Below are 23,540 nucleotides of genomic sequence, written 5' to 3' on the forward strand. Positions count from 1 at the left end.
TGGCGGCCTCCGCGCGCAGGAAGATCGACCGCTGGCTGGGGCCTTTCCAGCGCCTGGCGACGCCACTCACCCTGCCGCTGCGCCGCCTCGTCAATTCCATGCTGTTCCAGCTGAAAGACCGTGAACCGGGCCACGTGGTGCTGGTGATGCGGCGCGTCTTCATCGTGCCGACCCGGCCCGGCCTGGCGTTTGCGGGCTTGCTGCTGGTGATGCTGATCGGGGCCATCAATTACTCGCTGGGCCTGGGCTTTGCGCTGACGTTTTTCACGGCGGCCTGCGCCGTGGCGGACATGGTCATGACCGCGAAAAACCTGGCGCTGCTGCGGCTGTCGGCGGGCCGCGCCCAGCCGGTGTTTTCCGGCCAGGAAGCGCAATTCGAACTGCACGTCCATAACGATACGCCGCGCGACCGCTATGCCATCCTGCTGGGCTTTTTGCATGACGGCGAACCCCGCCATGCGATCGATGCTGGGGCCGGCACCAGCGCGTCCGTGACCCTGGCGGCGGCCACCGAGGGGCGCGGCTGGCTGGCGGCGCCGCGCGTGCGGCTGGTCACGCGCTTTCCACTGGGCCTGTTCCGCGCGTGGAGTTACTGGCAGCCGGACTTGCGCGTGCTGGTCTACCCCGCGCCGGAAACCGACGCGCCGCCGCTGCCCATGAGCGGCGCGGCCAGCGAAGATGGCCATGGCACCGTGGGCCTGGATAACTTTGCCGGCATCCGCAGCTACCAGCCGGGCGACCCCATGCGCCACCTGGCGTGGCGCCAGATCGCCCGGCTCGATCCGGCGCTGGGCGGGCAACTGACCACCAAGCATTTCGAAGGCGGCGCGGTGTCCGACATCTTGCTGGATTTCACGGCGCTGCCGCCCAGCCTCGACGTGGACATGCGGCTGGCGCGGCTGACGCGCTGGGTGCTGGACGCGGAAGCCCGGGCGCTGCCCTACGCGCTGCGCATCGGCGGGCGCAACCTCGGCCCCGCCCAGGGCGATGCGCACCGCGCCGCCTGCCTGCGGGCGCTGGCGCTGTATGGCACGGAGGAACTGTGAGCGCCCTGTCCCGCCTGCGCTCCGGGCCGCTGCCGCGCGACAAGGCCGACACCTTGCTGCTGCTGGCGGCGGCGCTGCTGGTGCTGGCGCCGCACATGGGCCATTTGCCGTTGTGGACCAGCGCCGTGGTGCTCGGTACGCTGGCCTGGCGCGCCGCCATCACGTGGCGCGGCAAGCGCATGCCGCCGCTGTGGCTCTTGCTGCCGGTTTCACTGGCCGCCATGGCCGGGGTCTACGCCAGTTACCGGACTTTGCTGGGGCGCGACGCCGGCGTTGCCATGCTGGCGCTGCTGCTGGCCTTCAAGCTGCTGGAAATGCACGCGCGGCGCGATTTGTTCGTGGTGATTTTCCTCAGCTTCTTCATGTTGCTGACCACTTTCTTTTATACGCAGGCGATCTGGATGGCGGTGCTGATGGCCGCCACCGTGGTGGTGCTGCTGGCCACCCTGATGACGTTCCAGTACACCGGCACCGTTCCACCGCTGGGCCGCCGCCTGCGCGAAACCGGCCGCATCTTCCTGATCGCCACGCCGCTGGCGGTATTCCTGTTTATTGCCTTCCCCCGCTTCCAGGGGCCGCTGTGGGGTTTGCCGGGCGATGCGCGCGGCGGCAAGAGCGGCATGTCCGACACCATGTCGCCCGGCTCCTTGTCCAGCCTGGCGCTGTCGGAAGAAATCGCTTTCCGCGTCCGCTTCGCTGGCGCGCCGCCGCCGCAATCGAGCCTGTACTGGCGTGGCATCGTCTTGTCCGAGTTCGACGGCAAAACCTGGACTCGCGGCAGCCGCCCGCTGTACGCCACGGGCGAAAGCTTGCAAGATCTGACCATCCAGGTCGAAGGCGACGCGCTCAGGCATGACATCACGCTGGAGCCGACCAGCAAGCGCTGGCTGTTCAGCCTGGAGCTGACGGCGCCGGATTTTCACTTGCCGGGCGGCCTCATCGCCAGCGACGAACTGGAATTGACCGCCCGCCTGCCGGTGCACGAGCGCCTGCGCTACAGTGCGCGCGCCTGGGTCCGCCATCAGTGGCAGGCAAGCTTGCCGCCGGAGCGCCTGGCCAGGTGGCTGCGCCTGCCGCCTGGCTACAACCCGCGCGCACTGGCGCTGGCGCAATCGCTGCAGCGGCCCGGCAATCCCGCCGCGTCGGCCCAGGCGGTGCTGGCGATGTTCCGCCGCGAACAGTTCCGCTACACACTGGAACCGCCACCGCTGGGCCGCAACACGGTCGATGACTTCCTGTTCAGTACCCGGGCCGGCTTTTGCGAACATTACGCGGCGGCGTTTACCGTCTTGATGCGGGCCATGGGCATTCCCGCCCGCGTGGTCAATGGCTACCAGGGCGGCGAATTGAACCCGGTGGATGGCTACCTGACGGTGCGCCAGTCCGATGCCCATGCGTGGGCGGAAGTCTGGCTGCCCCAGCGGGGCTGGGTGCGGATCGACCCGACCGCGGCGGTGGCGCCGGAGCGCATCGAGCACAACCTGGCGCGCAGCTTGCCGCAAACCGCGCCCTTTGGCCTCGATGGCTTGATCGGCTTGCGCAACAACCCCGATTCGTGGCTGTCGCAACTCCGTTTTAGCATCAATGCATTGAATAATGCCTGGAACCAGTGGGTCCTCGATTACAATCCCGACAGGCAGCGCAGTTTCCTTGAAGAATTAAGTTTCGGCTTTTTCAACTGGCGCGGCGCGGCCGGACTGGCGGCCATCGTAGCGCTGGCTTGGCTGTGGCGCAGGCTGCGGGGGCGCGCGGCACAGGATCCGGTCGACGCCGCGTACGACGTGTTTTGCCGCATGATGGCGAAACGGGGCCGGGAACGCTTGCCGGATGAAGGGCCGCACAGCTATGCGTTGCGCTTGCAGGAGCTGGCACTCCCGGAGGCAAAGAAAGCTGCCATGCGCAGCTTTCTTGAATTGTATGGCAAGCTCAAATATGGACGGCCTGACGTCACGCAGACCGCGTCCGCCGCAAGGCTGAACGCATTATTGAACGAGTTAAAGAACTGATTGAACTGATGAAACTGCGTACTTGCACCTCTTCCTGCTTGCTGGCGCTGGCGCTGGCGCTGGCCGGCCTGGCGTTCCCCTCCGCCTCCCACGCGGCCCAGGACAAACCCGCCAAGGCCAGCAAGGCCAAGGCGGCCAAGAAGAAAACCAAGTCGCCGCCCGCGCCCAAAAAAGCCCCGATTGATTACGACGGGGAATTCGTCAACTTCGGCCAGTGGAAAGAAGTCCGGCAATTCCTCGATGACCTGGCCGTGCGCCAGGGCTTCGACCGGGCCGAACTGGAAGCCACCATCGCCAAGGCCCGCTATGTCGATGCGGCGGTGCAATTGATGAAACCCGCGCCGCCCGGCAAGCCCAAGAATTGGCAAGCCTACCGGCAAATGTTCATCGAATCGAGCCGTATCAATGGCGGCGTGCGCTTCTGGAATGACAACCGCGATGCGCTGGCGCGCGCCGAAGCGCTGTATGGCGTGCCGGCCGACATCATTGTCGGCATTATTGGCGTGGAAACCATTTATGGCGCCAATACCGGCCGGTTCCGTGTCGTCGATGCGCTGGCCACCCTGGCCTTTGCCTACCCGCTGGCGCCGCAGCGCGCCGCCCGCATGGAGTTCTTCCGCAACGAACTGGAAAGCACGCTGGTCTATGCCCGCCAGGCCGGCATCGATCCGTTCTCGCTGCAAGGGTCGTATGCGGGCGCCGTCGGCTTGCCGCAGTTTATGCCTAGCAACATCATGAAATATGCGGTGGACTTCGATGGCGACGGCAAGATTGATTTGCGCAGTTCCGCGATTGACGCCATCGGCAGCGTCGCGGCCTTCCTGGTGGCGCACGGCTGGCGCCGCGACGATGCGGGACCGCTGGCCTATCCCGCCACGGTGTCGTCCACCGGCCAGTGGACGCGCTATATCAACCAGGGACTGGAAGCCAAATTCCGCCAGCAAGACTTGATGGCGGACGGAATCGTCACCACATCGTCGTTACCGCCGGGGATGTTATTTGGCCTGGTGGACTTGCAAAACGGCGCCGAGGCAACGGAATTCTGGCTCGCCACGAATAACTTCTATGCAATTACGCAATATAACCGCAGCTATTTCTATGCCATGTCCGTGGTGGAACTGGGCCGCGCGATCCGGACAGCCCGGGGCGGCGCTTCATGATCCCATGTGTCACAAAGTTGCGTTGATGTAAGCTTGCGTAAATTGGCTTGAAATCTTGCTCAGTGGCAGCTATTGTATAGTTGATACTTGGAAACACGGCATGCTTCGTATCGTGTGGCAATGACAACGCTTTTTGCCGTATACTCAACTTTATCCAAAAGATAAATGCGGATGCGGGATCTGCGCAGGCATGCTACCACAAGCAATCGGTCTTAATTCTCACACATTGTTGCAGTCGGACAACATGCGACACTGTTAGTTTTATTGCTCGTGAGTATGAGATTGCTTGATGTTGTACAATTGTGTATATATTATGAAACTTGTTATTTCGGAATTCCGTCCGTGTGTAAACGTTCCCAAGTAAGGAGGAACATGGCCGCAGGCTCCGAGTGTTTCAACTTTGCAGGACAAACTTTACAAGGAACAGACGAATCATGACAAACCAAGTCGGAATTGATATGAACAACGATTCGGAAGGCGATGACCTGCTGCAATACAATCCGAATCGCCTGCTCGACACGCTGATTGAAAACCTGCGCCTGAAAAACGATGCCGCCCTGTCGCGCGCATTGGAAGTCGCGCCGCCGGTCATCAGTAAAATCCGCCACCACCGCCTGCCGGTGGGCGCTTCGCTGCTGATCCGCATGCACGAAGTCAGCGACCTGTCGATCCGTGACCTGCGCTACCTGATGGGCGACCGCCGCAACAAGTTCCGCATCAGCGACAAGCAGTTCAAACCAAAAGAAGGCGAAAACCCAGGCTCGCAAAACCAGGGTTGATGCGTCAGCCACTGGCTGAATCCCTCCTCTGGCGAGGAGGGAAGCCAACCATGTGGCTATCCCATTAGCCAGCGGTACCTGACACCGCCGGTATCAGGCACCGGTATCAGGCACGGGCAACTCAAGCCGGGAACACGCCGGTTGACAGGTAACGGTCACCCCGGTCGCACACGACGAAGACGATCGTGGCATTTTCCACGGTCTGCGAAATCCGCAACGCAATTTCACAGGCGCCTGCTGCCGAAATCCCGCAGAAGATGCCTTCCTCCGCAGCCAGACGGCGCGCCATGCGCTCAGCGGCAGCCTGCGTCACATACTCGATCTGATCCACCCGCGCCTTGTCGTAAATCTTCGGCAGGTAAGCTTCCGGCCATTTGCGGATGCCGGCGATTTGCGACCCCTCTTCCGGTTGCGCGCCAATGATGCGGATCTGTTCGTTTTGCTGTTTCAGGTATTGTGACACGCCCATGATGGTGCCGGTGGTGCCCATGGCGCTGACGAAGTGCGTGATCTTGCCGTCGGTGTCGCGCCAGATTTCCGGGCCCGTGCCTTCCACGTGGGCGCGCGGGTTGTCGCCATTGGCGAACTGGTCGAGGATGATGCCTTTGCCATCCTTTTGCATTTGCTCGGCCAGGTCGCGCGCATATTCCATGCCGCCGGTCTTCGGCGTCAGCAGGATTTGCGCGCCATAGGCCGCCATCGCCTGGCGCCGTTCTTCACTCTGGTTTTCCGGCATCAGCAACAGCATTTTGTAGCCACGGATGGCGGCCGCCATGGCCAGCGCGATGCCGGTATTGCCGGACGTCGCTTCGATCAGCGTATCGCCCGGCTTGATGTCGCCCCGTTCTTCCGCGCGGCGCAGCATCGACATGGCGGCGCGGTCCTTGACGGAACCAGCCGGATTGTTGCCTTCGAGTTTGCCAAGGATGATGTTGCCACGCGCCGCTGCATCCGCTCCGGGGATGCGCACCAGTTGAACCAGCGGCGTGTTGCCGATCGTATCGGCAATAGTCTTGTAAGCCATCGTGTTCTGTCGTTAGTAAGCAAAACGACCATTGTAATCCGAGACGGCCAACTATGCCCGGACCGCCCCGCGCGCCAGGCGCATTGGCGCCACCTAGCGGCTTAATTTCAGGGACATCAGCGTATAGGCCAGCTGTTCGCCATCGATCCGGAACATGTCGGCAATTTCCCCGGTCTGGCGGAAGCCGGCCTTGCGGTACAGGCCCAGCGCGGGTTCATTCACGCTCAATACTTCCAGATCGATCCATTCCAGGGTGGTGGCGCTGCGCGCCCAGGCCAGCGCGGACGCGATCAGCACCCCGCCCAAGCCACGGCGGCGCGCCAGCCGGTGCACGCCCATGCCCAGCAGCGCGCGGTGCGCGGCGCCGCTTTCTGGGCGCGCACGCAAATCGACGTGACCCAGGATGGTCTCCGTGCCCTGCGCCACCCAGGCGCGGCGCCAGCCCGCGTCGCCCACCGGCGTGCGCATGCCGCGTGAAAAGGCGGTTTCCTTATCTTGCGGGAACGATGAACGTTCGCGCGGCATCGGCTGGAACAGCGGCGCGCCATTGATCCCGTTGTCTTTCAGGTGCTCGTTCAGGTAGCGGAAAAAGTCCGGCAATTCATCCGGGCTGACCGGCCGGATCGACGGATGGTGGCTGCTGTCTGCGGGCATGGAAGTGTGGGATAAAAGGTAACGATTGATTGTAGCAGCGCCCCGGGAAAATGGGACTTGGGCCGGATAAATACGCTAGACTGTCCGGGAAATGTGAACTCAGTCACCTCCATCCGATACGGAAATTCCATGGCCACCGACAGCACAGATTTCACTCCCGAGCAGTCTTCGCTCGACCCCGTCGCCGCATCCCTTGGCAACCTGGCGTCACGCCGGCACCAGATGTTTCCGAAGCTGAATGAGCATGAAATCCGCCGCCTGCACCGGTTCGGCGTGATCCGCCACTTCCGCGACGGCGAGCGGCTGTATGAAGCGGGGCGCACCAACTTCGGCATGATGGTGGTCTTGAAAGGCAAGGTCGCGATCAGCCGCTACGACGGCCTGGGCAACACCTCGCCCATCGTGGAGCACGGCCCCGGCGAATTCGGCGCGGAAGTGGGCCAGCTGTCGGGCCGCCCTTCCCTCGTCAATGGCGACGCCGTGGGCGATGTGGAAGTGCTGGCCATCCCCTCCGACCAATTGCGCGCGCTGGTGATTGCGGAAGCCGAGCTGGGCGAGCGCATCGTGCGGGCGCTGATCCTGCGCCGCGTGGGACTGATCGAAGTGAATTCCGGCGGTCCCGTGCTGGTGGGTCCCCCGAGCAATTCCTGCCTGCATAACCTGCAAAGCTGGCTGTCGTCCAATGGCTATCCGCACACGGTGCTTGATCCGAAAACGGACAAGCAGGCCGCCGCGCTGTGTGAACATTACAGCCCCCGCCCGGAAGAATTGCCGCTGGTGGTGTGTCCGGACGGCAGCGTGAAAAAGAACCCGACCAATGTGGAACTGGGGCGCTGCCTCGGCATGCTGCCGGAACTGTCATCAAGCAAAGTGTGGGACGTGATCGTCGTCGGCGCCGGACCGGCGGGGCTGGCAACGGCCGTGTATGCGGCCTCCGAAGGCTTGTCGGTGCTGGCGCTGGAGACGCGGGCCTTTGGCGGCCAGGCGGCGGCCAGCGCGCGGATTGAAAACTACCTGGGCTTCCCGACCGGGATTTCCGGCGGCGCGCTGGCGGGCCGCGCCTACGTGCAATCGCAAAAATTCGGCGTCGAGATTGCCATCCCCGCGCCGGCCGGACGCCTGATCTGCGACACCTATCCGCTGCAGGTGGAAATGTGCGGCAGCCTGCAGCGCCTGCAGGCGAAGACCGTGGTGCTGTCCTGCGGCGCGCGCTACCGCCGTCCCGGCCTGCCGAACCTGAAACAGTTTGAGGGACGCGGCGTGTATTACTGGGCCTCGCCGATCGAGGCCAAGCTGTGCAAGACCGAGGAAATCGTACTGGTCGGCGGCGGCAATTCCGCCGGCCAGGCCGCCGTGTTCCTGTCCGGCCATGCGGCCAAGGTGCACATGCTGGTGCGCGGTCCGGGACTGGCCGCCACCATGTCGAGCTACCTGATCGAACGCATCGAAGCCACGTCGAATATCGAATTGCATACGCACAGTGAAATCACCGCGCTCGATGGCGATGACGAAGACGGCCTGCGGCACGTGTCGATACGCTGCAGTGAAACCGGCGAGGAATGCCATTACCCGGTGCGCCACGTGTTCCTGTTCATCGGCGCCGATCCGAATACAGGCTGGCTGCATGATTGCGGCGTGGATGTCGACGATAAAGGGTTTATCCGCACCGGCTTTGACGTGGCGAAGGCGCAGTGCCGCGCCAACTTCGACAGCGGCGTCTATCCGCCGGATTTGCCGGTGCGGGCCGCGCTGGAAACCTCGGTGCCGGGCGTGTTTGCGATTGGCGACGTGCGGGCCCATTCCACCAAGCGGGTGGCGGCGGCGGTCGGTGAAGGGGCGGCGGTGGTGGCGCAGATCCACGCGTTCCTGGCGAATTTGCCGCGCGAACGCTGAGCGCTGACCGCTTATGCCACCTTGCCGGCGGCCACAATGCCGGCTTGCGCCGCCCACTGGTCCAGGTTATTGCGCCGGATCGCGGCCGCCATCAGATCCGGGAACAAGTCCGGCGTGCAGGCAAAGCAAGGCACGCCCATCGCGGCCAACTGTGCCGCGTTGCGGTGGTCATAGGCCGGCGCCCCCCGGTCATCGAGCGCCAGCAGCACGATGACCTGCACGCCGCTGGCCACCAGCGCCTGCGCACGCTGCAGCATCTCGCGGTTATTGCCGCCTTCATACAGGTCGCTGATCAGCACGGAAATCGTGTCCTGCGGCCGCGTGACGAGGCCCTGGCAATACGCCAGTGCGCGGTTGATATCGGTGCCGCCGCCCAACTGGGTGCCGAACAGCACATCAACGGGATCAGCCAGCAGCGGCGTCAAGTCCACCACCGCCGTATCGAACACCACCACCGACGTGCTGACCGCCTTGATACTGGCCAACACCGCCGCGAACACGCTGGCATACACCACGGACGGCGCCATCGACCCGCTCTGGTCGATGCACAGCACGATGTCGCGCAAGCTTTGCCCTTTACGCCCGAAGCCAATGCGTTTTTCCGGGATCACCGTGCGGTACGCGGGCTGGTAGTGGCGCAGGTTGGCGCGGATGGTGCGCAGCCAGTCGATTTCATTGTGACGGGGACGGTGATTGCGCGTGGCGCGGTTCAGGCTGCCCGCCACGGCCTGGCGGAAAGGCTGCGCCAGGCGGCGTTCCAGTTCCTGCACGACTTTGGCCACCACTTGCCGCGCCGTTGCCTTGGTCTTGTTGGGCATCACGCGATTCAGGCTGAGCAGGGTCGCCACCAGGTGCACGTCCGCCTCCACGGCTTTCAGCATTTCCGGTTCCAGCAGCATTTGCTGTAGCCCCAGCCGGTCCAGCGCATCCTTTTGCATCACCTGTACCACCGACGACGGGAAATACTGGCGGATGTCGCCCAGCCAGCGCGCCACACTGGGCGCCGAGCCACCCAGCCCCCCTTTGCGCTCTTCACCGCCGTACAGCGCTTCCAGCGTGCGGTCCAGCGCCAGGTCTTCCAGGTTCAGCGTATCCGCCGCCTCATCGGGCGCGGCGCCCAGCACGAGGCGCCAGCGGCGCGCCAGTTCGCCACGATCAGCCATGCGTTCCCTCCGCGATCCCCAATATGCTGCCCAACACGGGCAAGACGCGCAGTGCGCGCGATTCATCGGCCGCCACGGCAACCACCGGCGGCGCGCCGCCATCACGCTCACCGGCAGCACGCTCGCCCAGCGCGCGCCGCTCCGGCGCGGCAAACGTGCCAAAGGTACGGCGCAGCAGCGGCAGCAATTCCATGAAAGCGTCCGGTGCCAGGCTGTCCAGCCACGCGCTGACCAGTTCCCACAAGCGGTCATGGTGCAACAGCAACGCGCCGCTGCCTTGCAGGAAACCTTCCAGCCAGTGCGCCGCCGCCAGTGGCGCCACGCCGTGCGAACAGCTCAGCGCCAGGCAATCGGCGGCGCGCGCCATATCCCAATGGCCCTGCTCCGCCAAAATGCGGGTGCAGCGCCCCGCCACCAGCGCATGGGCCGGTCCGACGGCCGCTTGCGCCAGGGCGCCGAACCACTGTTCCAGGTAATCGTCGCGCTGCACCAGCCGGATCGCCTGGTCGGCCGGGATCAGGCGCTTGAGCAACTGCTCTGCCGCATCGTCGGCCAGTCCGCGCGCGCCCAGCGGCAGCGCGATGCAAATGCGCGCCACCAGGCCATCGACCACGGCAGCCACGGCGCTCATCGTGGCATCGCTGCCATGGCTGCGCACGTTCCCGTAGCGCAGCACATTCGCCAGCGGCGGCAAGGCTTCCAGCATAAAGCCCAGGTCCGGTGTCAGCGCGCTGACTTCCTGCACGCGCGCCATGACGCCATCGACCGCCCCCTGCAAATCGGCCAGCAAGACCTGGCCGATCAGCGCTGTCAATTCAGGCAAGGCCGTGGCGCGCCCGGCGCGCTCCAGCGCACAGGCGGTGGCGGCTTGATGCACGGTGCCGCCCCACACGTTCGCCTCGATCAGGCGCACGGCAAATTCCGGCCCCCATGCCAGGCGCCACCATTCGTGGAAGGTACCGCTCTTGCCGCGTGCCTGGTCGCTCTTCCCCCAGTTCACACCGAGCAACGCCAGCCGGTGCAACAGCACGCTCTTTTCCAGGTGCGCCGCTTCCCGCAAATCCAGCTGCAGCGCCGTGTCGTCGGCACGCACTGGCATGCGCAGGCGCTTTTGCTGGGCCGCCACGTCTTGCGGCAACGGCAGCATCGGCACGCCGGGCGGGACGCTGCCCAGGCGGTCATCGACCAGCAGCGCGGAGTGGATCAACTGCAACGGTGCATCGCTGTCGTAGCAAAAGACCGCGCGCACGGCTTCCTGCAATTCCGCCAGTCCGGCGCGGGGGCGGTCACGCAGCGCCGCCAGCGCATCCGCCAGGCGCGCGGCTTCAATCGCCTGCGCCGGCGATGCATCGAGGTCGTGCCGGCGCAGCAAGGTGGCCACCTGCGTCAGCCAGCGCAGCCCGGCCTGTTGCGGGTGGGTCCATAAATGGCGATACCAGCCCGGCGCCTCCACCCCGGCGCCATACCCGCTGCGGAACGCCAGCCGGCCATAACTCCATGGCGTCCAGGTGGCGGCGGTTTTCTCCTTCGGCATGCCTTTCAACAGATCCGCATCGCTTTTTGCACTCGGCATGCGGGCCAGCGCGGGCACGTGCCATGCGCCGCACACCACGGCAATGCGTTCATAACCCTGTTTTTGCGCCTGCCGTATGGTATTGCGCATATACGCTTCGCGCCGGCTTTCCAGCAGCGGCAACGGTTCATCGGCGGCGTCGCGCGCCACCGTCATCATTTCTTCAATGGCGGCAAACAAATCCAGGCTGTCCGCACGCTGTTCCACCAGGTGATCCCACCACGTTTCACTGTCGCTGTACCCCGCTGCCTGCGCCAGCCACGCCAGCGGGTCGGCGCGCCTTGCCGGGGCCGGCGCGTCCTCCGCTGCGGCGGGCTCCGCATCGCCGCCGTCATCCGGCCGCAGGCGGTGCGCCTGCGGCAAGTCGCAAAAACGCACCGGCACCTGGTGCGCGCACGCATGGCGCAATGCCTGCCATTCCGGCGAAAACTCCGCATACGGATAAAACACGGCATGCTGCGGCGCCGACGGCAGATACACCAGCAGCGCCAGCGGCGGCTGCATGGCCTCGTCCGCCACGAAGGGAATCAGTTCGTCGCCCTCCGGCGGCCCTTCGATCAGGATGCAGTCAGGCTGCAGCGCGTGCAGCGCCTGCGCCAGGCTGCGCGCGCAACCCGGCCCGTGGTGGCGGATGCCGAACAGGTGAACGCCGTTATCGCTTGCCATGCCGCGTCAATTCATCACTTCGCGGCAGGCGCGGTACAGGTCTTTCCACCCTTCCCGTTCCTTGACCACGGTTTCAAGGTATTCCAGCATGGCCACGCGGTCCTGCACCGGGTCCTTGATGATCGCGCCCACCATGCCGGCGGCCAGGTCGGCGCCGCGCAGCACGCCATCGCCAAAGTGCGCGGCCAGCGACATGCCATTGGTGATGACGGAAATCGCTTCCGCCGTGCTCATGCTGCCGGTCGACCCTTTCAGCTTGGTCTTGCCATCCGTCGTGACGCCGTCCCGCAATTCACGGAACACGGTCACGATGCGGCGGATTTCTTCCAGCGCCGGCTTTTCGGCAGGCAGTTCGAGCGCCCGGCCCAGGCTGGCCACGCGGGTTTCAACGATGCGCACTTCCTCGTCGGCCGTGCGCGGCGGTGGCAACACCACGGTATTGAAGCGGCGTTTCAAGGCGCTCGATAATTCATTGACGCCACGGTCGCGGTCATTGGCGGTGGCGATCACGTTGAAGCCCTTTTGCGCCAGCACTTCATCGTCCAGCTCGGGAATCGGCAACATCTTTTCCGACAGGATCGTGATCAGGCTGTCCTGCACTTCCCCGGGAATGCGCGTCAACTCTTCGACCCGGGCGATTTTCCCGTCGCGCATGGCGCGCATCATGGGGCTGGGCACCACGGCATCGAGCGACGGGCCTTTGGCCAGCAATTGCGCATAGTTCCAGCCATAACGCACCGCTTCCTCGCTGGTGCCGGCCGTGCCTTGCACGATCAGCGCCGAATCGCCGCTGATGGCGGCGGCCAGGTGTTCCGACACCCACGACTTGGCGGTGCCGGGCACACCCAGCAGCAACAGGGCGCGATCGGTCGCCAGGGTCGCCACCGCGATTTCAATCACGCGCGTATTGCCGATGTATTTCGGCGAAATCTGCACGCCGTTTTCCAGCGTGCCGCCCAGCAGGTAAGTCGCCACCGCCCATGGCGACAACTTCCAGCGCGGCGGGCGCTGGCGCCGGTCTATGGCGGCCAGCGCTTCCAGCTCGGAAGCGTACTGGGTTTCGGCATGCTGGCGCAGGATGGTGCCGGTATCGGTCATAAAGTCTGCTCCTCGAAAGAAAGGGTCATTTGGCGCCGGAAGCGCAAGGTATCGAGCCATCGGCCTATGTGGTCGGCCCAGTCGGGCCACGTCGCGTCCTGTTCCGGCCAGCCATGCGCGTAACTGTCCGCCACGCGCGGGTCCAGCACCATCGCCAGCGACGGCAGTGCGCCCTTCACTGCCCACGCGTGCGGCGCCAGCGCCGGCAAACCCTGGCGCAAGCCCGCCACCACGGTGGCCGACAACGCATGGGGCCAGTGGCCCGGCGCCATGCCGGCGGCGGCGGTATCGAGCAACTCCAGCACCGGCAGGGCCGCCGCGTCCCAGCGCGCGCCATCGGCCATCGACGCCAGCAGGGCATGGGTGTGCTGCGCCGGCAACAGGGAAAACAGCTGGAAGAAGTCGCGCGGATAGTGCTGCCGCAGCGTATAGTCGCCTTGTATCCAGCGCTGCGCCAGCGCGGTCAACCAGGCCTGCGTGGACTCCGCATCCGGGTTGACCGCCCCCTGGCGGCGAACCGCCAGCGCCCAGCCCCGCAGCAGGGCCACTTCAAATTCCGTGGCGGCGGCCAGCTTCACGCAGGTGTGCGGATCGCCGGCCAGGTTTTGCCAATATGCCAGCGGCGTGGCGGCCACCAAGTCTGCCAGCCATCCAGCCTTCTCCCCGAGGCCGGGATGCGCCAGCATGCCGGCGCCGTCGCGCTGCATGGCCTTGTCGCAGCTATCGGGCAAGGTAATGCGCAGGCGGTCGGCTTTGACCACATGCGGCTCCAGCCGCAGCAGCGGCGTCAAGCGGGCCTGCACCCGCTGCGCCAGCGGCGATGCCGGCAGCGCGGCCAGCAGCGCCTGGGCCTGCGCGCGCACTTCCTTGCGCTTGTCATCGAGCGCGGTTTCCAGGAATGGCACGTCGTCCACGCCCAGCTTCACGGCCAGGCAAGGCAGCAAGGCGGCCCGCAGTTCCGGCGGCTCGGCCACCCAGTCCGCCTGTAGCGCCGCCCTCGCCGCGGCCGGATCGTTACGCCGCCATGTCTTCAGCAGCGCTACGCGCTGGGCCGCGTCGCCGGTCTGCCACAAGGCCATGCTGTCCGGCGCTTCGCCGCCGCCCCAGCCCCAGTCCGGATGCCGGCGCGCCAGCCACTGCCCCCGCTCCCCCAACACCGGCAGCGCCGCATCGCGCAATTCGCGGTGGCGCGTCGCCAGCGCCAGTACGGCAGGCAAATGCGCGGCGGGCACATGGCAGCCATGGCGGGCCGCCAATTGCAGCCACTCGGCGCGCAGCGCCGTACCTGGCTGCACATCGCGCAGCAATTGTTCCAGCACGCGCACGGCGGCCGGTGGACACGGGCGCAACGTTTCACCGCCACAGGGCGCCTCCGCCGCCCCGGCAGCAGATGCCGGCGCATGTCCCGCGCGCTGCCACAAATCCAGCGCCCCCAGCGTCAGCCACAGCCGTTCTTCCTCCGACTGCACCGGCATCGTTTGCAACCGGGCGCGCAGCGGCGCGGGGATGCAGCTGTCCTGCAACGCCGCGCCACCGGCGCGCGACGTGCCAAGTTGCAGCAATTGGTGGATCTGGCTGGCCAGATTGGAGGTACTGGTCATGGGGTCGGCTCGCTTTCGAGGGTGAACAAGCCACCATCGCTCCAGACGCTGAGCGGTAGCAGCGCATGGCCATCCCACACACCGGTCACGGCGACCGGATGGCCGCCGCTCAACGCCAGCAGGCGCCAGGGTTCGCCTGCCAGGGGGGACAGCGGCAATACGCGGCCGTCGGCACTGCGCAGCGTGCACCGCCTGCCGTCGAACTGTGGCGTGACGGCATCGAGCACCAAAGGATACCGCTCCAGGAAAGGATTGGCGGCCAGCGCATCGGCGTAGGATTCCAGCGCCTGGTCCAGCGCTGGCTGCGCCGGCAATGCGGTGATGGCTTGCAAATCCTGCTGTGCCGACAGCAGCGCGCGCTGGGGCCAGGCAGCGGGGTAAAAATGCAGCGTGCCCCGGAACTGGGTGCCGCTGGTCAGCGGCTGTTCATACCCCTGGCCGTTGACGGCAAAGTGCAGCAACAGCGCCCAGCGCCCTGTCTCCAGGCCACGCAGCCACGTGGCGCGGCTGCGCCCCCGGTCTTCGTCCGTGTGGCTTTGCGCCAGCACTTGCCAGCAATCGGCGATACCCGGCTGGGCCAGCACGTCGTCGCGGCTGACGGTCCACCCGGCCAAAATCCGCACATCGGCCTGCAACGGCGCCGGCAGGCTGTCGATGCGGCGGTAGGCGCCCGTCAACAGGTAGAGCGCGGCCAGTTCACGCGCCAGTTGCCCGTCGCGTCCCGCAAGGTCCGACTGGAACGCCAGCGCGCCTGTGCGCCGCAGCCACGCCGCCAGGCCGGGCGCCTGGGCATCGACCATGCGCGCCGCCATGGTTTCCCATGCGCCTGGACCACGGTTGCGCATGCCGTCCCAGCCTTCCCTGGCCAGGTCTTGCAACCAGGTCTGCAATTCGTCGAGACCGCGCGCGACCTTGGTATCGCGCTTTTCCTCGCGCTTGCGCGCCTGGGCGGCGGCCGCCTCGATTTCTTCCGGTGTCAGTTCGCGCGCCGCCAGTTCCGCGGCGCGGACCGCTTTCTCGTCCTTCTTCGCCGCGCGCTGCTGCCTTCCCTCCAGCCAGTCCTGGACCCATTGCGGCGGCTCGGCGCCGCCAAACAGGCTGGCGTGTGCGGCATGCAACAGGTACAGGCCCAAGCCATGCTTGCACGGGAATTTACGGCTGGGACAGGAACACTTGAATGCGGGTTCGGAACAATCGATTTGCGTGCGGTAGGGGTCTTTGCCACTGCCCTGGCATTCCCCCCACAGCACCCCGGCGGCGGCGCCCAGGTTGCCCCATTTGCCGGGCTGCGCCAGCTGGCTGCCGGCCTTGGCCGAACTGGCATCCGGCGCCAGCGCGAGGATTTGATCCGCAGTCAAAGTCATAGCAGGTTTGCGAGTTGCAAAGATGCCATGTTTTACCACAGATCAAGAGACGCAACAAGAATCCTTGTCTATTTCAGCGGGATTGGATAGCTCGCGGGGCTGGCATTGCCCTCCTTGTCGACCGCTTGCACACCAAAGAAGTAGTTGTCCTTCGATAGCGGCACCTTCGCTTCGGTCACATTGCCCACCCATTTCGAACCCTGCCAGTCGGAGGCCGTGGTCTCGCGCCACACCACGCGGTAGCCGGCCAGGTCCGGTTCGGCATTGGCCTGCCACACCAGGGTCGAATCGTTTTCCAGCTGCGCGGTGCGCATCTGCACCTTTTGCGGCGCGGCGGGCGCCAGCGCCAGGGTGGCCAGTGCGGCGGCATTCACGCGCGCGACTTTCGCAATGTACTGGTAATCGTTGTACTCGGGCAGGTCGCCGATGGTGACACCGTTTTCCGTGCGCACGTTCTGGTGCTGGTGATTGAAGTCTTCGTTGGGTTCCGTGAAGCGCAGCGCCGCATAGCCGCGCTCCAGGAATGGCATGTGATCGCCGCCCCGCAGATAGCGGTCGCGGCGCTGGATCACGCTGACCTTGAAGCCCTTGACATAGCGCTCGCCCTGTTCTTTCACATGGCGCGCCAGCTGGCGTGAAATCGTGTCGTTTTCACCGCCCGTCAACACCAGCGCGCGCACGGCTTCGCTCATGTCTTTTTCCACCGGGATACCTTCGGCGAACAGGCGCACCTGCTTGTCGTCGATCTTGCCGTGTTCATCGCGCGAACTGCCGATGATGTCATTGGTGAACATACCGGCAACATTCCAATTCTTTTGCTTCGCCTGTTCCGCCCAGTGCGCGGCGCCCAGCAATCCCTGTTCTTCGGCCGCCACCGTCATGAACACGATGGTGGCGTCGAATTTGTACTTCGACATCACACACGCCAGTTCCATCACCGCCGCCGTGCCGGATGCATCATCGTTGGCGCCCGGTGCATACCCCTTTTCATCCATCACGTCGGTATTGCGTGAATCGTAGTGGCCGCTGACAACGTAGATGCGATCAAGACTGCCCGGCTGCGTGCCCGGCAGGGTCGCCACCACGTTGACGATTTCCGTCGGCCGGCTGATGCGGCGCGACACCGGGGCGATATGGCTGTCGAACGCCACTTGCAGGCGGCCGCCGTTGGCGGCGTTGCAGCGCTCGAATTCACGCTTGATCCAGCGCCGCGCGGCGCCGATGCCGACCGTGTCCGATTCCGTCTCGGACATCGTGTGCCGAGTGTGGAAGCCGACCAGCCGGCGGATGGTGGCTTCGATCCGTTGCGGTGAAATCTCGCCGACGATTTTATCGATGTGCGGCTGGCGGCGCGCCGTGTCGGGCGCAGTACCCGCCGCCGGCGCCGCCGCGCATGCCAAGTTTGCCGCCAGGAGGCAGGCGAGCGCCGGCAGCGTGTTTGTGATGAGGGCCATGATGTCGTCCTTGTGGTGAAGGCCGCCACGCCTGCCGGCGGCACAGTCCCCGATAATCGCATGGGGGCAGTACGCGATGGAAGCGCGGATTTGTATCAGCAAGTAGCACGGCTGCGGATATCGCCGCCAGGAACCCTATTTGCCGCCGCTGCCGGTATGGCGGTGCAATACACCCGCCGCATCCACCGCCAGGTACGCCACTTCCATCGACGCAAGGAACGCCGGAGCATCGCCGCCCTTCAGCATGGCAATGGTGGCGCAGGCGCCGGCCGCCGCCGTCAGGGGCGCCAGCACGCTGACCGAACGCCATGCCGCGACAGGCCAGCCAGTGCGCGGATCGAGGATATGGCAATAGCGCTGGCCGCCATGTTCGAAATAGCGCTCGTAGTCGCCGGACGTGCACAGCGCGCCGCCCGCCACATCGATGGCGGCAATCGTGCCCTCATCCTGGCGCGGATCCTGGATCGCGATGCGCCATGGGGTCCCGTCGAGCTGCGGGCCCAGTACGTGGAAGTCGCCACCCAGGTTCACATAGCCGTGCCGTATGCCCTGTTCCAGCAATTTGGCCGCCGCGCGGTCGGCCGCGTATTCCTTGCCGAAGCCGCCGAAGTCCAGTTCCATGCCGGCTTTGGGCAGTCGCACGGTATGCGCGCCTGCGCTGCGCTGGCGTTCCACCAGCGGCCAGCCGGTCAGCGCCAGCAAAGTGTCCAGTTGACCCGGCGCCGGCATGCGCGCCGCCTTGAAATCCCATGCCTTGCGCAAGACGCCGGTGGTGATGTCGAACAGGCCGCCGCTGATGCCATGCAACTGCCCCGCATAATGCAGCAGCGACGCGGTTTCATCATCGACCGCAACCGCCTCGCCGCCCGCCGCGCTGTTGATGGCGGTAACCACGCTGTCGGCACGGTAGCGCGAGTATTTGGCTTCAATGCGGTGCACTTCATCGATGGCGTGTTGCGCCAGCGCGAGCGCCTGCTGTTCGCTGGCGGCCGGCAGCAGCACCTGGCACGGACTGGCCATGGCGCGGAATTCCACCGTGTACATTTGCCGCGCGCCGCCTGCGCCAGTGCCGATTGCCGTGTCTACTGCCATTGTTTGCTGATCCCCAGTTGCCAGGTCTGGGCATCGAGCCGGGCCAGGCCCGGGCTGCCGCCGCTCCAGCGCAAGCCTGACGTTTGCCGGTAGCGTTCCGCTTTCAGGTGCACATTCCAGCCATCGCCGAAGGCATAGCCAAGTTTCAGTCCCACGGTGGCGGCGCCGAAGGCGGCCAGGCGCTGGTCCGCCGACATCAGGGCCTTGGTGCCAAAGACATAGCCAGACGGAAACGGCGCCCCGAAATTACTGTCATACACCGGGTCAAAATAAAAGTCCGCCTTCGATTGCGAATACAGCCGCAAGGCCGGTGTCACGCTCCAGCCACCCGCCAGCGGCTTTTCCCATTCCGCGCCCAGCGTGTGGGCGCGGATGCCAAACGTGTCGGTGTACCAGCGGTAGCTGCTGCGCAGCGCGGAACCGTCCGTGTAAGCATGGTTCCAGCGCAGCAGCACGCTGGTGATATTGCGTTCGCGCGGCCGGTTGTCGACAAATTTATACGGGTCCGAGTAATACCCACGCCCCCGGCTGCGCGACAAGTCCAACTTGACCACGTCGCGCTGCGTCAGCACCTGCTCCAGGGTCGCCATCCATTCAAAGGTATGGCGGCGTTCGCCCACCACGGTCTTCGTGACAGGCGAAATCACGTCGTTGCTAACGCCGATGGCCAGGCCGCCGGTGGTGTTGCGGTCTTCCGTGGACAGGGTCCCCGCCAGCGACAGCGCCTTCGAATGGTAATCATTTTCGCCGGAATACGCCGCGCCGGCACTGACGGTGGCACGGCCGAGGTAGCGGGTAACCCGGATGTCCGCCCCATTGCGCTCGTCTTCCATGCGCGAGGCGCCGGATACCGACGTATGGTAGCGCGGCGTGGCGCCAGACAAATGGTCCGACACCACACCCAGTTCCACCAGCCACTGGCCGGCAATCGGCATCACCATGTGCACCGAGGGTGAACGGACGCTGACGCGGTCCATGCCGGGCTGGCTGTCTTTGTAATGCAGGTAATCGATGCTGATCGAACCGGCTTCAGGGATGGTTTCCGCCGCAATGGACAGTCCTGGCAGCGCCAGCGCCGCCAGCATCAACGCCTGGGCCGGCGAGGGAATCGAAGTAGGAGTCATCGCCATGGTTCAGTTACACCCGCATCCGCCGCCACCGACGCTGCCGGCGCCGCTGGCCGCTTCCCGGCTGTCATAAATGTGGGCCGCATAGCGGGCTTCATTGCGGCCACGCTCGAAGCGCATGTTCGGCTGCGCCAGCATGCCTTTTTCCCACGGCGCCACCGGCGTCACGATGCCGGAAGTACCGCAGCCGGACAGCAGCGCCGCCACCGTCCCCGCCGCCAGTGCGGCCTTGCCTGCTTTATGCATCTTTGCTCCTGTTGAATCTATTGAAGTTGCAGCGCCGCCTTGATTTGCGCATCCAGCACGGCCTGATCCGATTCATTGAACCCGGCATGCAGCCACAACAGCTTGCCATCCCGTCCGATCAATGCACTGCTGGGCATGCCTTTGATGCCATAGGCGCGCGCGGTGGCGCCGGCCGGATCATAGGCCACCGTGAACCCGGCCGGCACCTTGGCCAGGAACGCGGCGGCTTCATCGCGTTTCGCATCGAGGTTGATCGCCACCACTTGCAGGCCGTGGGCGCCATAGCGCTGCTGCAGGCTGCTCATCCAGGGAAATGATTTACGGCACGGCCCGCACCACGACGCCCAGAAATCCACGTACACCAGCTTGCCCTTGTACGCGTCGAGGCTGATACGGCCCGTATCGCCCGGCAAGTCAAACGCCGGGGCCGGCGCGCCGGCCCCGGGCGCGGCCCATGCCGCGGCCGGCATTGCCGCAGAGATCAACGTCACCATCAATGTCGTCATCAGCGCCAACGCCGGCAGGGGCGCCGGCGCGCGGCGCGCACCGCACGCACCAGGCCTGCCATTTACTGCATGACGCGCCATCATGGCGGCGTCCCGGCAGCAAACCATGCCGCCAATGTCGCGCGCTCGGCGGCAGTCATGCCAGTCGCATTACCGAACGGCATGCGCAGCGTATCCACCGCTACCGACTTGATCAACGCGGCTTGGGCACGGATTTGCGCTTCCGTGTCAAAACTGATGCCAGCCTGCGCCGTGTTATACCCGGGGAAGGTGGTATGCGCCGAGTGGCACGCGACACAGCGCTGTCCAATGATAGCCTGCACTTGCGGGAACATTTTTGGCTGCACCACCGGTTTTGACGCGCTGAACACGCCGCTGGTTTGCGCCGTGGTATTGGTCCAGGTTCCTGTCGCCACACCCGTGGCCACGTTGATGGAGCCCTTCAGCGCCAAGCTCTGCCCATTGCCGGCATACACCATCTCAAAGCGGCCGCCCTCCGCCAGTTGCGTGGCGCCGGCGACATCGGCATTCGATCCGTTCAGGCGCCCGCCCGCCTGCACCGCGCCACTGCTGTTGACAGTGATGGAGATATTGCCGGTATCGCCACCGCGCAGGCTGCCGTCATATTGCGCGGCATAGTCGGCCACGGCATTGGCCGGCAGCTTGCTGCCCCACGGCAGGTATTCAATGCCGCTCACAACGGCGGGCGCTACCAGCGACTTGTTTTCCGCGCCTTCACTGAAAAATGCCAGCACTTCGCCACGGTTGGCGGCATTACTGTTCATCACGCCGACCCAATAATCCAGTCCGGCCTGTTCGGGGGCGCGCTGCAACACGTTGTTGTACAGCTTGGTGACGTACACCAGGTTGGTAGGATTGGCGCCGCCATAGATGGTGGCGAATTCAGCGCTGGCAACAAAGCTGGCCGCCACATCGCGCTGGCTGACACCGTTGTCCATCTGGTTGATCCAATAACCCAGGCCGGCCAGGTCCGGCTTGCGGTTGAAGCCTGCCTGGTAGATGCGATAACCCTGGCCCGCATTCCCTTCGAGGTCCAGCGCGATGGCGCTGTCGGCGAAGCGCAACCGGCTGCCGGTCGCCACTTGCGTGGCCTGGCTGGTCAGGATGTCGGTGACCGCATAGCCATTCGCGTTGGCGGCAATGCTGTACTGGCTGGCGTTGCCGCTGAAGGTAATGAACGCCGGTGCGGCGCCCTGGCGCACCGCCGCGCCTTGTGTGGCGGCGGGGGCGCCGCCCTGCTTACTGAGTTGCCCGTTGACCGGCGTGGACTGGTCGCCGCCGCACGCGGCCAGCACCAGTAAAATGGACATCGAACAACGACGGAATGCATGCATAGCAATCCCCTATATGCAAGTTTGAATTGATCTTATCTTCACGTTTGCGGAACCGCAATTGTTCCCGCAAACCCCTGATTCATGCGTAAATACCAAGCCGCATGATTTTGGTTCAAAAAAAACCGCCGGACGCGCCGGCGGTTTTCATTTCATGCGGAAAGTTACTTGTTTTTCGTTGCAGCAGCCGCCTTCGCGGTCTGTTTACCTTCCATCGGTTTCGCTGCGGCGCCCTCCTTGGATTTGCCATTGACCACCAGGCCGGCTTCCGACAGTTTCATCGCATTCTTGTCGCCGATGCCTTTGACGCGGCGCTCGAAATCGGCCCAGTCCTTGAATTCACCACCCTTGCCGCGCTCGTCGAGGATCAGCTTGGACTTGGCCGGGCCGATGCCGCGCACACTGTCCAGTGCGGCGGCATCGGCCTTATTGACGTCCACCTCGGCAAACGCCACCCCCATCGCCATCACCATCGTCGAGACCGCCAGCAACAGTTTTTTCAACATGACTTCCTCCGTTTTCGTGGATGCAAGGCCCGGGATGCGCCTTGTCTCCACCAAACGGATTAACGCCAGCGGCGATGACAATGCAACGTTGAGGGCGCTCAAGCGAGGATGGGGACTGGCTAAAAAGAACCCGCCGGAAGGCGGGTTGTGAGATGCAGCTGACGCTGCGAGGGAGGTGCGGCGCGAACGCCACGTAAGCATTGGACCATGCCGCCCTGCCGCTTCACTTGCGTCAAATCAATTTTCTAGCGAACTCAGCCAAACAATTCTTCGCGCGTCACGGTGGCGGTGCCCAGCTTGCCGACCACGATGCCGCCGGCCCGGTTCGCGGTCTGCACGGCTTCTTCCCAGCCTGCACCCGCGCCCAGCATGGCGGCCATGGTGGCAATCACCGTGTCGCCCGCGCCGGACACGTCAAACACTTCGCGCGCATCGGCCGGCGTATGGAACACGGCCTGCTCCGTGTACAGGGTCATCCCCTCTTCCGAGCGGGTCAGCAGCAAGGCGTCCAGCTTCAATTCCGCGCGCAGGTTTTGCGCTTTCGTCGTCAACTGTTCTTCGTTACTCCAGCCGCCGGCAATGTGGCGGAATTCGGAACGGTTCGGCGTGAGGACAGTGGCGCCCGTGTAACGGGCGAAATCGTCGCCTTTCGGATCGACCATGACCACCTTGCCGGCCGCGCGGCCCGCCGCCACCATGTCGGCCACATTGACCAGGCTGCCCTTGGCATAGTCGGACAGGATGATGACGTCGTAGTCCGCCAGCAGCGCCTTGTATTGCATTAGCTTGTTGTGCAGCACGGCGTCGCTGGGCGGCTCTTCGAAATCGATGCGCAGCATTTGCTGCTGGTGGCCGATCACCCGCAATTTGATAATCGTGGAAATCGCTTCATCGCGCTTCAGGTAACTGTGGATGCCGCCGCTGTGCAGCAAGTGTTCCACTTCATTGCCCGCTTCATCGTTGCCGACCACGCCCAGCAAGCCGGCCTGCACGCCCAGCGCGCCGGCATTGCGCGCCACGTTGGCGGCGCCGCCCAGGCGCGCTTCGCGCTTGGCGATGCGCACGATCGGCACCGGCGCTTCCGGCGAAATGCGGTTGACGTCGCCGAACCAGTAACGGTCCAGCATGACGTCGCCGACCACGAGGATGCGCACTTTATCGAGTGCTGGGGCTTGATATTGGATTACCGAAGTCGTCATGGCGGCCTCTTGCTGATAAGGGATTCGTCGG

At 64.9% G+C, this 23,540-nt stretch carries 20 protein-coding genes; 5 read left to right on the plus strand and 15 right to left on the minus strand.

The window, feature by feature from the left end; all coding sequences use genetic code 11:
• Positions 1-98 precede the first annotated feature (98 nt).
• The 4 genes from AC1RRC_RS08485 to AC1RRC_RS08500 all read left to right on the plus strand — a co-directional run bounded on the left by AC1RRC_RS08485 (position 99) and on the right by AC1RRC_RS08500 (position 4,991).
• Positions 99-1,046, plus strand: coding sequence for a DUF58 domain-containing protein (locus AC1RRC_RS08485; protein ID WP_493055507.1), 948 nt, complete (start codon positions 99-101; stop codon positions 1,044-1,046).
• On the plus strand, positions 1,043-3,052 hold the full coding sequence (locus AC1RRC_RS08490; RefSeq protein ID WP_493054849.1) for a transglutaminase TgpA family protein: 2,010 nt from the start codon (positions 1,043-1,045) through the stop codon (positions 3,050-3,052). The genes AC1RRC_RS08485 and AC1RRC_RS08490 overlap by 4 nt, the downstream gene beginning before the upstream one ends.
• 8 nt (positions 3,053-3,060) lie before the next feature.
• Positions 3,061-4,212 (plus strand): lytic murein transglycosylase B, encoded by a 1,152-nt coding sequence (gene mltB, locus AC1RRC_RS08495; protein WP_493054850.1) that lies wholly within the window; start codon positions 3,061-3,063, stop codon positions 4,210-4,212.
• Between the two features lie 458 nt (positions 4,213-4,670).
• Positions 4,671-4,991 carry a hypothetical protein gene (locus AC1RRC_RS08500; protein WP_493054851.1) on the plus strand — a complete coding sequence of 107 codons (321 nt, stop codon included), beginning with the start codon at positions 4,671-4,673 and terminating at the stop codon, positions 4,989-4,991.
• A 121-nt stretch (positions 4,992-5,112) separates the two neighbouring features.
• Here AC1RRC_RS08500 and cysM read toward each other — a convergent pair whose 3' ends face one another.
• Positions 5,113-6,015, minus strand: a complete 903-nt coding sequence (gene cysM / locus AC1RRC_RS08505; protein ID WP_493054852.1) for a cysteine synthase CysM — start codon at positions 6,013-6,015, stop codon at positions 5,113-5,115.
• A 93-nt stretch (positions 6,016-6,108) separates the two neighbouring features.
• Entirely contained in the window at positions 6,109-6,669 is a 561-nt protein-coding gene (locus AC1RRC_RS08510) for a GNAT family N-acetyltransferase (protein WP_493054853.1), read from the minus strand.
• Between the two features lie 129 nt (positions 6,670-6,798).
• Here AC1RRC_RS08510 and AC1RRC_RS08515 point away from each other — a divergent pair, with 129 nt between their 5' ends.
• Positions 6,799-8,562, plus strand: coding sequence for an FAD-dependent oxidoreductase (locus AC1RRC_RS08515; RefSeq protein ID WP_493054854.1), 1,764 nt, complete (start codon positions 6,799-6,801; stop codon positions 8,560-8,562).
• 11 nt (positions 8,563-8,573) lie between these two features.
• Here AC1RRC_RS08515 and AC1RRC_RS08520 read toward each other — a convergent pair whose 3' ends face one another.
• The 13 genes from AC1RRC_RS08520 to rfaE1 all read right to left on the minus strand — a co-directional run bounded on the left by AC1RRC_RS08520 (position 8,574) and on the right by rfaE1 (position 23,509).
• A complete protein-coding gene (locus tag AC1RRC_RS08520) occupies positions 8,574-9,725 on the minus strand; it encodes a VWA domain-containing protein (RefSeq protein ID WP_493054855.1) in 1,152 nt (383 codons plus the stop codon).
• Positions 9,718-11,964, minus strand: a complete 2,247-nt coding sequence (locus tag AC1RRC_RS08525; protein WP_493054856.1) for a DUF5682 family protein — start codon at positions 11,962-11,964, stop codon at positions 9,718-9,720. The genes AC1RRC_RS08520 and AC1RRC_RS08525 overlap by 8 nt, the downstream gene beginning before the upstream one ends.
• 6 nt (positions 11,965-11,970) lie before the next feature.
• Positions 11,971-13,062 carry an ATP-binding protein gene (locus AC1RRC_RS08530; RefSeq protein WP_493054857.1) on the minus strand — a complete coding sequence of 364 codons (1,092 nt, stop codon included), beginning with the start codon at positions 13,060-13,062 and terminating at the stop codon, positions 11,971-11,973.
• Positions 13,059-14,663 (minus strand): DUF5691 domain-containing protein, encoded by a 1,605-nt coding sequence (locus tag AC1RRC_RS08535; RefSeq protein WP_493054858.1) that lies wholly within the window; start codon positions 14,661-14,663, stop codon positions 13,059-13,061. Before AC1RRC_RS08535 ends, AC1RRC_RS08530 begins: the two co-directional genes overlap by 4 nt.
• A complete protein-coding gene (locus tag AC1RRC_RS08540; RefSeq protein WP_493054859.1) occupies positions 14,660-16,027 on the minus strand; it encodes an SWIM zinc finger family protein in 1,368 nt (455 codons plus the stop codon). Before AC1RRC_RS08540 ends, AC1RRC_RS08535 begins: the two co-directional genes overlap by 4 nt.
• A gap of 68 nt (positions 16,028-16,095) precedes the next feature.
• Positions 16,096-17,481 (minus strand): M20/M25/M40 family metallo-hydrolase, encoded by a 1,386-nt coding sequence (locus tag AC1RRC_RS08545; RefSeq protein WP_493054860.1) that lies wholly within the window; start codon positions 17,479-17,481, stop codon positions 16,096-16,098.
• 135 nt (positions 17,482-17,616) lie between these two features.
• Positions 17,617-18,573, minus strand: coding sequence for an FAD:protein FMN transferase (locus AC1RRC_RS08550; RefSeq protein ID WP_493054861.1), 957 nt, complete (start codon positions 18,571-18,573; stop codon positions 17,617-17,619).
• On the minus strand, positions 18,564-19,703 hold the full coding sequence (locus tag AC1RRC_RS08555; RefSeq protein ID WP_493054862.1) for a DUF3570 domain-containing protein: 1,140 nt from the start codon (positions 19,701-19,703) through the stop codon (positions 18,564-18,566). The genes AC1RRC_RS08550 and AC1RRC_RS08555 overlap by 10 nt, the downstream gene beginning before the upstream one ends.
• Positions 19,704-19,706: 3 nt before the next feature.
• Positions 19,707-19,946 carry a DUF4266 domain-containing protein gene (locus tag AC1RRC_RS08560; RefSeq protein WP_493054863.1) on the minus strand — a complete coding sequence of 80 codons (240 nt, stop codon included), beginning with the start codon at positions 19,944-19,946 and terminating at the stop codon, positions 19,707-19,709.
• A gap of 17 nt (positions 19,947-19,963) precedes the next feature.
• Positions 19,964-20,452 (minus strand): TlpA family protein disulfide reductase, encoded by a 489-nt coding sequence (locus AC1RRC_RS08565; RefSeq protein ID WP_493054864.1) that lies wholly within the window; start codon positions 20,450-20,452, stop codon positions 19,964-19,966.
• A gap of 80 nt (positions 20,453-20,532) precedes the next feature.
• The gene (locus AC1RRC_RS08570; protein WP_493054865.1) at positions 20,533-21,783 is read right to left on the minus strand and encodes a DUF4214 domain-containing protein; all 1,251 of its coding nucleotides are present in this window, start codon (positions 21,781-21,783) and stop codon (positions 20,533-20,535) included.
• 185 nt (positions 21,784-21,968) lie between these two features.
• A complete protein-coding gene (locus tag AC1RRC_RS08575; protein WP_493054866.1) occupies positions 21,969-22,310 on the minus strand; it encodes a ComEA family DNA-binding protein in 342 nt (113 codons plus the stop codon).
• A gap of 254 nt (positions 22,311-22,564) precedes the next feature.
• Positions 22,565-23,509 (minus strand): D-glycero-beta-D-manno-heptose-7-phosphate kinase, encoded by a 945-nt coding sequence (gene rfaE1 / locus AC1RRC_RS08580; RefSeq protein ID WP_493054867.1) that lies wholly within the window; start codon positions 23,507-23,509, stop codon positions 22,565-22,567.
• Positions 23,510-23,540: the final 31 nt, after the last annotated feature.

This window comes from Pseudoduganella sp. GW821-FHT12E03 (genome assembly GCF_058807115.1).